Raw genomic sequence first — 11311 nt, forward strand, 5'->3', positions numbered from 1 at the left:
GGGTCAAAACCTTGCTCGTCCTGCCCGGTTCGCGGCGTAGCGAGGTACGGCGGCTGCTCGACCCGTTCGGCGAGACGGTGTCGATCCTGCGCGCGCGCGGCCACCGCTTGCGGCTGCTGCTGCCGACCGTCCCGCATGTCGCCGACCTCGTCAAATCTTCCGTCAACCGCTGGGATGAAAAGCCTGAGATCATCGTCGATCCCCAGCGCAAATGGCAGGCTTTCGGCAGGGCCGATGCGGCGCTGATCGCGTCCGGGACGGTATCGCTGGAACTGGCGCTGGCCGGCGTGCCGATGATTTCCTGCTACAGGCTCGACCCGGTCGCGCGCATCTTGGCGCCGTACCTCGTTTCCGTCTGGTCGGCGCTGCTGCCCAATCTGATATCGGATCGAGCGCTTATTCCCGAATTCTACGACGGCTATATCAAGCCGAACAACCTTGCCCGGCAATTGGAAGCACTGTTCGCCGACAGCGGCATGCGTGCCTGGCAGAAGGATGGATTTGCAGAGATCAGGCGGCGCATGGCTACCGGTAGACCGTCCGGCGAGATCGCCGCGCAGGTGGTGATGCGGTATGTCAAGAGAGTGAGTAGTCAGTAATCAGTAGAAATGGTCGACTTCACTACTCACTACTCACTACTCACTATTTCCTAATTCACCGCTTGGCGATCGGCACGTAATCCCGCTCCGGTGCACCGGTATAGAGCTGGCGCGGGCGGCCGATCTTCTGGCGCGGATCCTCGATCATCTCTTTCCACTGGGCGATCCAGCCGACGGTGCGGGCGACCGCGAACAGCACGGTGAACATGGTGGTGGGGAAGCCCAGCGCCTTCAGCGTAATGCCGGAATAGAAGTCGACATTCGGGTAGAGCTTCTTCTCGATGAAATAGGAATCGGTCAGCGCGATCTTTTCCAGCTCCATGGCGATGTCGAGCAGCGGATCGTCCTTGATGCCGAGCTCGCCCAGAACCTCATGTGCCGTCTTCTGCATGATCTTGGCGCGCGGATCGTAGTTCTTGTAGACGCGGTGGCCGAAGCCCATCAAGCGGAACGGGTCGTCCTTGTCTTTGGCGCGGGCGATGAATTCGGGGATGTGATCGACATGGCCGATCTCGCCAAGCATGTTGAGCGCCGCTTCATTGGCGCCGCCATGCGCGGGTCCCCACAGGCAGGCTATGCCGGCGGCGATGCACGCAAACGGGTTGGCGCCCGACGAGCCGGCGAGGCGAACGGTCGAGGTCGAGGCATTTTGCTCGTGGTCGGCGTGCAGGATGAAGATGCGTTCCATGGCGCGCGCCAGCACCGGATTGATCTTGTATTCCTCGCAAGGCACGGCAAAGCACATATGCAGGAAGTTGGCGGCAAAGTTCAGCTCGTTCTTCGGGTAAATGAAGGGCTGGCCGATGTGGTATTTGTAGGCCATCGCCGCGATCGTCGGCATCTTGGCGATCAGCCGCATGGAGGCAACCATGCGCTGGTAGGGGTCGGAAATGTCGGTGGAGTCGTGATAGAAGGCCGACAGCGCGCCGACCACGCCGCACATCACCGCCATCGGATGCGCGTCGCGGCGGAAGCCGGTGAAAAAGCGCGACATCTGCTCATGCACCATGGTGTGGCGCGTCACGCGGTAATCGAAATCGTCCTTCTGCGCCTTGGTCGGCAATTCACCGTAGAGCAGGAGATAGCAGACCTCGAGGAAGTCGCCATGTTCGGCCAACTGGTCGATCGGATAGCCGCGGTGCAACAGGATGCCGGCGTCGCCGTCGATGAAGGTGATTTCGGACTCGCAGCTTGCCGTCGAGGTGAAGCCGGGATCGTAGGTGAAAGCGCCGGTGGTTGAGTAGAGCGAGGCGATGTCGATCACATCAGGCCCGACCGAACCGCTTCGCACCTTGAATTCATGGGTCTTGCCGGCGAATTCAAGCGTTGCGGTGGCCTCTTGGGTCTTGCCCAAATCCAGTTTTTTCGCAGCTTCGGTCATTGCAAACTCCTTCTTGTTTCCTCATGCCGGCAAAGGCAAATTTCGCAGAGCGACACGTCGAAAATCACCGCAATGCGCGTATTCGCCACCGCATTTCAGGAGGTGCGTGCCAGATTGGGCCAAGGCCTAATGTTGCACTGCGAAACCCGCCTTTCAATGCCAATCTTCTTGGGCCAGTTTGCTCCTAATCGATTTGATCTGAGATGCGCGCCAGGCTTTCCTCGCGGCCGAGCACGGCGAGCACATCGAACACGCCCGGCGAGGTGCTTTTGCCGGTCAAAGCGGCGCGCAAAGGCTGGGCCACCGCGCCGAGCTTGTGGCTGCCGGCCGCTGCCACCTCGCGGATCGCCGCCTCCGCCGAGGCGGCTGTCCAGTCACCCGCAAGCCCGTTCAAAGCTTCGTGAGCACTGCGCAGGATCTTGCGGGCGTCATCGGTGAGCAGAAGGGCCGCCTTGTCGTCGATCGGCAGCGGTCGGGTGGCAAACAGGAAAGCCGCGCCGTCGACGAGCTCCACCAGCGTCTTGGCGCGCTCCTTCAGGCCCGGAAGCGCTGCCAGCAACTGCGCCTTGGTGCTGTCGTTCAGGCGTGCGGCGATCGCCGGGCCACCTTCGAGGTAGGGCAGGGTGGCGATGAAGATGTCGAACAGTTCGGCATCGCTCATGCGGCGCATATGCGCGCCGTTGATTGCCTCCAGCTTGGCGAAGTCGAAGCGCGCCGCGCCCTTGTTGACATCGCCTATGTCGAACCAGGAGATCATGTCCTTGATCGACATGATCTCGTCGTCGCCATGGCTCCAGCCGAGACGCGCCAGGTAGTTGAGCAGCGCCTCCGGCAGGTAGCCCATGGCGCGATAGGCCTCGACGCCAAGCGCGCCGTGCCGCTTCGATAGCTTGGCGCCATCGGCGCCGTGGATCAGCGGGATATGCGACATGGACGGCACGTCCCAGCCCATGGCGTTGTAGATGACGGTCTGGCGGGCGGCATTGGTCAGATGATCATCGCCGCGAATGATGTGGGTGACGGCCATGTCATGATCATCGACGACGACGGCATGCATGTAAGTGGGATTGCCGTCGGAACGCAGGATGATGAAGTCATCGAGATCCTTGTTGGGAAAGCGCACGTCGCCCTGGACCCGGTCATGGACGACGGTCTCGCCTTCGGTCGGCGCCTTGATGCGGATGGCGCCCTTGGCGCCTGCGGGTGCCTCTGAGGGGTCGCGGTCGCGCCAGCGGCCATCGTAGCGGGGTGGCAGCCCCTTGGCTCTGGCGGCCTCGCGCATGGCCTCCAGTTCGGCTGGCGTGGCGTAGCAATAATAGGCCTTGCCCATGCGCACGAGCTCCTCGGCCACCTCGCGGTGGCGGGGCGCACGCTCGAACTGCGACACCGGCTCGCCGTCCCAGCTCAGGCCAAGCCAGGAAAGCCCGTCGAGGATGGCAGCCGTCGCGGCTTCATTGGAGCGTTCGCGATCGGTGTCCTCGATGCGCAGCAGCATCGTGCCGCCGGTATGCTTTGCATACAGCCAGTTGAACAGCGCCGTGCGCGCGCCGCCTATGTGCAAATAGCCGGTGGGCGAGGGGGCAAAACGGGTGACGACCTTGTCGGACATGGAACTCTCGGAAACCATCTGAAGCGGGGTGCGGTCGCGCGGACTTTCGCGCTTTGCGCGTTCATGTAGCATAGGGTGTCGAGGGCGCAAGGGGCAGACCCGATGGCTGGACGAGGCTGGGGCTCGGATCAGGGCGAGGACGCTGCCATTGGCGTCAGCGAACGGTCCCTGTTTGCGCCTCTGCCAGCCTCATTGCCGCCGCCGTCGCCCCTCGTGCCGGATTCCGGCAAGCTGCCCTTGCAAACGGGTATCGCCGCCTCTGTTCCTGTTGCCGGAACCGGCAGGATCGTGCGCGTGCGCCGGCAGATCGGCCTGATATCACTGCCACGCCTGCGCCACAGCGTGAACATGGCGGCGAGCCTGGAACTCGACCGGGGCGTGGCCTTCCTGCTGGTGCCGGTCTGCCTTGCGATCGGAGCGATCGGCTATTTTTCGCTGACGGCTGAACCCGACTTTGCGAGACCTGTCGCGGTTGTCATCCTGACGGGGATCTGTGCGCTGGTCTCGCGCTCATGGCCAAAGACCCATCTGTGTTTCATGGCGGCACTTTTGTGCGCCCTAGGACTGCTTGCTGCCAAGGTCGAGACGTGGCGTGCGGGCACACAAATGTTGGGCTCGGAAATCTCGACGCAGGTGACCGGCCGCGTCGTCTCGCTCGACCGGATGGAAACTGGCCGTATCCGGCTGACCATCGACGTAACATCGACCGCAAGACCGAAACTGCGCTATGCGCCGGAACGGGTACGGCTTTCGGCACGCAAGATCCCGGCTGACGTGACCGCAGGCTCGCTCATCACTGGATATGCCAAGCTTTTGCCGCCGACCGGGCCGGTGCGACCGGACAGCTATGATTTCTCCTTCGACAGCTATTTTGCCGGCATTGGTGGCAGCGGATTCTTTCTCGGCAATCCAAAGCTTGTCGTCAGCGATGATGGCGACATGCCGCTGTCGGCCCGAATTTCCTCCAGCGTGGAAAATGCCCGTGAAGGCATCGCCGACCATATCAGGGCGAGCGTCGGCGGCGCCGAAGGCGAGATCGCCGCGGCGCTGATCGTCGGCGTGCGCGCCGGCATTCCCGACGACATCAATGAGGCGATGCGACGTACCGGCATCTACCACATCATCTCCATTTCGGGGCTGCATATGGCTCTGGTCGCCGGCACCATCATGGGGTTGCTGCGCGGCGCCTTCGCCTTGTTTCCCGATCTTTCCGCGCGTCGCCCGGTCAAGAAGTATGCCGCTGCCGCCGCACTGTTCTCGATCGCAGCCTACCTCGTCATCTCAGGTATCGTCGTCGCCGCCGAGCGCAGCTTCATCATGCTGGCAGTGATGCTGATTGCAGTTCTGTTCGATCGAGCAGCACTCACCATGCGCAATCTGGCGATCTCGGCGATCGCCGTCATCGTGGTGTCGCCGCATGAGGTGGTCGGCCCGAGTTTTCAGATGTCGTTCGCCGCGACCGCGGCTCTGGTCGGCGCTTATGCCGGCTGGGCGGATCACCGCGCGGGAAAAGCAAGACCGCCGCCGCCGAAGCGATCCTTGCCCGGGTTCCTGACACGAAAATTCCTGCTGGCGGCAATTGGTCTGGCCATGACCTCGATCATCGCCGGCAGCGCCACGACGCTGTTTGCCATCTGGCATTTTCAGCGTGTGTCGCCGCTCAGCCTGTTCGCCAATCTCGCGGTTATGCCGATCGTCACCGTCGTCATGTTCCTGGCCGTCGCCAGCGCGCTGCTGATGCCTTTCGGATTGGATTGGCCAGCTCTCTACCTGATGGGCAAGGGCCTGACGATGATGATCGCCATATCGGGCTGGATCTCCGAGCGTTCGCCTGTCGATGGGGTCGGGCTGATTTCGCAACAGTCGATCCTGCTGGTGGCCATTGCCCTGGTCATCGCGACGATGGCGACGACATGGCTGCGGCTCGCGGCTCTGCCATTCGCGTTGGCAGGCTTGCTGACCGTCTCGGATACGCGCACGCCCGATGTGCTGATCTCGGAAGACGCCCGGCTGGTGGCGTTGCCGATCGGTGGCGGTGAGCTTGCCGTTAGCCGGCAACGGCCGAATGGATTCACCGTCGACAACTGGAAACGCGCGCTGACATCGGAAACCATCGTCGTTCCGGAAGTGTTCGACAACAGCGATGGGCAATTCGACGTCGCGGATGCCGTTGAGCTACCGCCGGGATCGCCGTTCTATTGCTCCTCAGGCGTTTGCGTGGCCAGGCACATGTCCGGTGCGATCATTGCCTATGTCGAGGACCGCAAGGACACCTGGAAAGCCTGCGGCTTCGCCGAGCTGATCGTCGTCAACGACGCCACCGCCTATGACGCCTGTCACAACCCGCTGGTTCTGGTCATCACCAAGCGGCAACTGGCTCGCAAAGGCAGTGCCGCGGTCTTCTTCGATCGCCAATCGGCGACCACGCCGGCGACGATCAGCTTCGCGGTGGACAGCCCATATCGGCCCTGGCACACGCAACGCAAATACTCTCGCGAGGCGAGGGGGCTGGCACCCTTCAAGAAACCCGAGAAGCCAGTGGTCAACCCACAGCCGTCTCAGTAGCGACGGATCAGGCCGACGAGCTTGCCTTGCACCTTGACCCTGTCCGGCCCGAAAATCCGTGTCTCATAGGCTGGATTGGCGGCTTCGAGGGCAATCGAGGCGCCCTTGCGGCGGAACCGCTTCAGCGTCGCTTCCTCTTCATCGACCAGCGCCACGATGATCTCGCCGGGGCTGGCCGTGTCGGCGTTACGGATGATAACGGTGTCGCCGTCGAAGATGCCGGCCTCGATCATCGAATCGCCCTTGACCTCCAGTGCATAGTGCGCGCCGCCCATGATCATGTCCGGCGGCACCGAAATCGAATGCGTCTGATGTTGGATGGCATCGATCGGCACGCCGGCGGCGATGCGACCCATGACCGGGATCGAAACGGCAGAGACCGCATCGTCGTCATTGCCGGGCGAAGGCATCCGCGAAGGCGCCGGCTTGATCTGCCGGCCAAGAGCACCACCCTGACCAAGACTGCCCTGGATGACGCTTGGCGAAAACTTCTTTGCCGCATTGAGGCCTGGCGCGATGGAGTCCGGCAGCCGCAGCACTTCCAGCGCGCGGGCCCGATTGGGCAGCCGGCGGATAAAGCCGCGCTCCTCAAGGGCCGTGATCAGCCGATGAATCCCGGATTTGGAGGCAAGGTCGAGCGCCTCCTTCATCTCGTCGAAGGATGGCGGAATGCCGCTCTCCTTCAGGCGTTCATGGATGAACATCAGCAGTTCATGTTGCTTGCGTGTCAGCATGGCGGCCCCCAGGTTCCCTGAAACCAGAATCGAAAAACAAACCCAGAACAAACACTATCTGTTCCAGTTGTGTTCTGCAACCGTTTAAAGTTTAATGAATTTGTTAAGGCTGCTGAAATTATTTGGCGCTTGCCAGCGGGTTACGATCGACGGGCGCCACCTTCGGCAATGCGCCTGCTCACATTGAAATTGTTATGGTTAATGACCTGTGGCTTATCCCCTACCAAAGCTTGGCATTATCTGTCGATCGACCTCGACAAGGAGCGATTGCAACCTTCGGGACGTTGGTTGGCCGTGAACGAAACGGAGCCAAAACGCCAACGTCAGTTGGGCATTTTGGCTGGAAATTCAGCTCTCCGTCATTTGCCAGGCAGTGAGGGCAGCGACGGCGGATCGCCGGGATCGGTGCGTCAGGTAACGGCTTCCTTGACGGCGAAACGCTGGTCCTTCCATGCACCCGTGCGCAGAATGTCTTCCAGAACCTCAACCGCCAGCCACACATCCTTGTAGCTGACATAGAGCGGCGTGAAGCCGAAACGGATGGTCGACGGTGCGCGGAAGTCACCGATCACCCCGCGCTCGATCAGCGCCCGCATGATTTGATAGCCATGGTCGTGAAGGAACGACACCTGGCTGCCGCGCCTGGTCGCGTCGCGGGTAGTCTCCAGCGCGAGACCGTAGGCGCCGCACTTGGCTTCGACGAGCTGGATGAACAGTTCTGTCTGCGCGACGCTCTTCTTTCGCAATGCCGCCATGTCGACGTCGCTCCAGATGGCAAGCGCGCCTTTGAGCGCCCGCATCGACAGGACCGGTTGCGTACCGCACAGAAAACGGCGGATGCCGGCGCCGGCAACATAACCCCGTTCGAAGGCAAAGGGCCGCGCATGGCCCCACCAGCCGCTGAGCGGCTGGCTGATATCGCCGTGGTGGCGCTGTGCGGCATAGATGAAGGCCGGCGCGCCCGGACCGCCGTTGAGGTACTTGTACGTGCAGCCGACAGCGAAATCGGCATTTGCCTGATCGAGCTCGACGGGCAGGGCGCCGGCGGTGTGGCAGAGATCCCAGACGATCAGCGCTCCGGCCGCATGAGCCCTGCGCGTCAGCGCCGCCATGTCGCGCAGTTCACCCGATTTGTAATTGACGTGGTTGACCAGCACCACCGCGACGTTTTCGTCGATTAGCTCTTCGATGGTCGGCGCGTCGACGCCCGCGAGGCGCAGCAGGACGCCATCCCGGGTCGAGGCCACGCCTTCGGCGATGTACAGGTCGGTGGGAAAACTGTCACCTTCGGCGACGATGGCTGACCGGCCGGGCCGCATCTCCATCGCTGCGTGCAGCACCTTGTAGATGTTGGTCGATGTCGTGTCGCAGACGACGGTCTGGCCGGCCGCGGCTCCTATCAGGCGTCCGAGCTGGTCACCGAGTTCGATCGGCATCTCGAACCATCCGGCCGTGTTCCAGGCTCGGATAAGATCTCGGGCCCATTCCTGCGTCGCCGCCTGCTGCAGCTCGCCGAAAACGGCATGAGATGCTGCCCCCAGTGAATTGCCGTCGAGATAGATCACCCCCTCCGGCAGAATGAAACGGTCGCGCATGGCCCGCAGCGGATCCGTGGCATCCATCGCTTCGACTGCGGCGAGATCAGGAATTCCACTCATGGTCAGTCCCCGGTTGTTCGCGAAGGGTTCCCGCCACAGAGCGTCCCTTCAGTGAGCCTGTTCTCATTTCGATGATGTCAGAGCCGGGTGCGGATCGTCCACAGCTCCGGAAACAGCACGACCTCGAGCATTTTCTTCAGATACGAAGCACCCGACGTGCCGCCGGTGCCGCGCTTCAGACCGATGATGCGCTCCACCGTGGTGACGTGGTTGAAGCGCCAGCGGCGGAAATAATCCTCGAAGTCGACCAGCTTCTCGGCCAGTTCGTAGAACATCCAGTAGCGCTGCGGATCGCGGTAGATAGTCTGCCAGGCGACCAGGACCTCTTCATTCTCGGTTCGCGTCTCACGCCAGTCCGTGCGCCTGGCATCGGCACCGATGTCGAATCCGTTGCGCGCCAAAAGCAGCAGCGCTTCGTCGTAGAGCGATGGCTCGGCCAGAATGGCTTCCAGCTTTCCGCTGAGGTCAGGCCGATGCTTGTGAGGGCCGAGCATGGCCAGGTTGCGGTTGCCGGCCATGAACTCGATGGCGCGATACTGCCAGGACTGAAAACCCGAGGACTGGCCGAGCGCGTCGCGAAACTCGGTATATTCGCTGGGCGTCATCGTCCGCAGCACATCCCAGGCATTGTTCAGCTGCTCGAAGATGCGCGCGACTCGCGACAGCATCTTGAAGCTCGGCTCGAGCCGGTCGGCGCGGATCGAGCGGATCGCGGCGCCAATCTCGTGCAAAGCGAGCTTCATCCACAGTTCCGAGGTCTGGTGCTGGATGATGAACAGCATCTCGTCATGCGCCGACGACAGCGGCGTCTGCGCCTCCAGCACTTTCTCCAGGTGCAGATAGTCGCTGTACGACATGCGCTCGTTGAACGACATCTGTGCGCCTTCGGACGCCGGATCGTAGGGCTCGCTCAATTGACTTTCTCCGTGCGCAGCCGGAAGCGCTGGATCTTGCCGGTCTGGGTCTTGGGCAAAGCAGCAATGAATTTCACCGATCGCGGGTATTTGTAGGGCGCGATCGTCGCCTTGACATGGTCCTGCAGGCGCTTGGTGGTCAATGCGTCAGGCGCCACGCCCTGCACCAGCACGACATGCGCCTCGACGATCTGGCCGCGCTCGGCGTCCTCGGCGCCGATCACCGCGCATTCGGCGACGTCGGGATGTGACAGAAGTGCGGCCTCGACCTCGGGGCCGGCAATGTTGTAGCCGGCGCTGACGATCATATCGTCGGAGCGCGCGGCGAAATGGAAGAAGCCGTCCTCGTCCTGCGTGAAGGTGTCGCCGGTGATGTTCCAGCCGTCGCGCACGTAGTCCTTCTGCCTGATATCGGCCATGTAGCGGCAGCCGGTCGGGCCGCGCACCGCCAGCCTGCCGGTCGCGCCGCGCGGTACTTCGCGCATCTCGTCGTCGACGATGCGCGCCTCGTAGCCGCCGACCGGCTTGCCGGTCGACGCGGGCTTCATGTCGCCAAAGCGGTTGGAGATGAAGATGTGCAGCATTTCGGTGGCGCCGATGCCGTCGAGGATCGGCTTGCCGGTCTTTTGCGTCCACTCTTCGAAAACCGGAGCGGGCAAGGTTTCGCCGGCTGAAACGGCAACCCGCAGCGAAGACAAATCGGCACCTTCATCCATGGCCTTCAGCATGGCGCGGTAGGCAGTCGGTGCGGTGAAGGAGATCGTGGCTTTGTAGGTCTCGATGATGTGGATCATGTTGGGTGGCGTCGCCTGCTCCAGCAGCGTCGCCGCCGCACCGAAGCGCAGGGGAAAGATAGCGAGCCCGCCAAGGCCGAAGGTGAAGGCCAGCGGCGGCGAGCCGACGAAGATGTCGTCCGGCGTCACCTCCAGGATTTCGCGGGCATAGGCGTCGGCGATGATCAGGAGGTCGCGGTGGAAATGCATCGTCGCCTTCGGCACGCCTGTCGTGCCCGAGGTGAAGCCGAGCAGCGCGACATCGTCGCAGCCGGTGTTGACGGCGGTGAATGTCACCGGCTTGTCGAGAGCGGCACGATCGAGCTCGGCATCATGGTTGGCGGTGCCGTCGAAGCCTATGACCTGTTTGAGGAAGGTGCTGTCCTTGGCGCAGGCGGTCATCTCGTCCATCAGCCTGGTGTCGCAGAGCGCGACGGTGATTTCCGCCTTGTCGACGATCTTGGCCAGTTCGCCGGCGCGCAGCATAGGCATGGTGTTGACGACCACGGCGCCGACCTTGGTGGCAGCCAGCCAGCAGGCGACCATGGCGGGGTTGTTGGCCGAGCGGATCAGCACCCGGTTGCCGGGCTCGACGCCATAATTCTCGACCAGCGCGTGGGCGAGCCTGTTCGTCCAGTCCGACAGTTCCTTATAGGTGCGGCGGCGGCCATTGCCGATCAGGGCTGTGCGGTCGCCGAGGCCCTTCTCGACCAGCCGGTCGGTAAGTTCGACACCGGCGTTGAGGCGTTCGGGATAGTCGAAGCCGTCGAGCAGTATATCGGGCCATTGCTCCGTCGGCGGCAGGTGATCGCGCGTGAACGTGTCGATATGCGCTGAAGGCCCAAGCATGTCGCCGCTCTCCCGTCTGCTGCCTGGCCAATGCGCAATGCGCCTTGGCTGGATGTGGTGGATCCTAAGGTCCTGCTCTGAGGAGGCTTCGTGCTGCCCATGGCGCCTGCTCGGAGATGCGCCCAGAAGGGGTGAACATCTGCAGGTGAGGGCAGCACAGCAGACCTCCCATTGTCGGCTGTTCGTACGGGCAGGATCGCACCAGTCGAAATTTGTTTCAAGCCTAAAG

At 62.5% G+C, this 11311-nt stretch carries 7 protein-coding genes and 1 pseudogene; 2 read left to right on the plus strand and 6 right to left on the minus strand.

Features of this window, described 5'->3' with window-relative positions; translation table 11 throughout:
• A pseudogene (locus EN932_RS17720) lies at positions 1-599 on the plus strand (lipid-A-disaccharide synthase); the annotation flags it as partial.
• Between the two features lie 55 nt (positions 600-654).
• Here EN932_RS17720 and gltA read toward each other — a convergent pair.
• Positions 655-1980, minus strand: a complete 1326-nt coding sequence (gene gltA / locus EN932_RS17725; protein ID WP_013531749.1) for a citrate synthase — start codon at positions 1978-1980, stop codon at positions 655-657.
• 184 nt (positions 1981-2164) lie between these two features.
• On the minus strand, positions 2165-3589 hold the full coding sequence (gltX, locus tag EN932_RS17730; RefSeq protein ID WP_127385141.1) for a glutamate--tRNA ligase: 1425 nt from the start codon (positions 3587-3589) through the stop codon (positions 2165-2167).
• 102 nt (positions 3590-3691) lie between these two features.
• Here gltX and EN932_RS17735 point away from each other — a divergent pair, with 102 nt between their 5' ends.
• Positions 3692-6154 carry a ComEC/Rec2 family competence protein gene (locus tag EN932_RS17735; protein ID WP_128368951.1) on the plus strand — a complete coding sequence of 821 codons (2463 nt, stop codon included), beginning with the start codon at positions 3692-3694 and terminating at the stop codon, positions 6152-6154.
• Here the strand turns inward: EN932_RS17735 and lexA are convergent.
• The 4 genes from lexA to EN932_RS17755 all read right to left on the minus strand — a co-directional run bounded on the left by lexA (position 6148) and on the right by EN932_RS17755 (position 11082).
• The gene (lexA, locus tag EN932_RS17740; RefSeq protein ID WP_013531746.1) at positions 6148-6888 is read right to left on the minus strand and encodes a transcriptional repressor LexA; all 741 of its coding nucleotides are present in this window, start codon (positions 6886-6888) and stop codon (positions 6148-6150) included. The genes EN932_RS17735 and lexA overlap by 7 nt on opposite strands.
• Positions 6889-7298: 410 nt before the next feature.
• Positions 7299-8546, minus strand: coding sequence for a kynureninase (kynU, locus tag EN932_RS17745; protein WP_127385142.1), 1248 nt, complete (start codon positions 8544-8546; stop codon positions 7299-7301).
• A 77-nt stretch (positions 8547-8623) separates the two neighbouring features.
• Positions 8624-9460 (minus strand): tryptophan 2,3-dioxygenase, encoded by an 837-nt coding sequence (kynA, locus tag EN932_RS17750; protein WP_127369898.1) that lies wholly within the window; start codon positions 9458-9460, stop codon positions 8624-8626.
• Positions 9457-11082: an AMP-binding protein gene (locus EN932_RS17755; RefSeq protein WP_127369899.1), complete on the minus strand. Its 1626-nt coding sequence runs from the start codon at positions 11080-11082 to the stop codon at positions 9457-9459. Before EN932_RS17755 ends, kynA begins: the two co-directional genes overlap by 4 nt.
• Between the last annotated feature and the right edge of the window lie 229 nt (positions 11083-11311).

This window comes from Mesorhizobium sp. M7A.F.Ca.US.002.01.1.1 (genome assembly GCF_004022955.1).
Lineage (GTDB): Bacteria > Pseudomonadota > Alphaproteobacteria > Rhizobiales > Rhizobiaceae > Mesorhizobium > Mesorhizobium ciceri.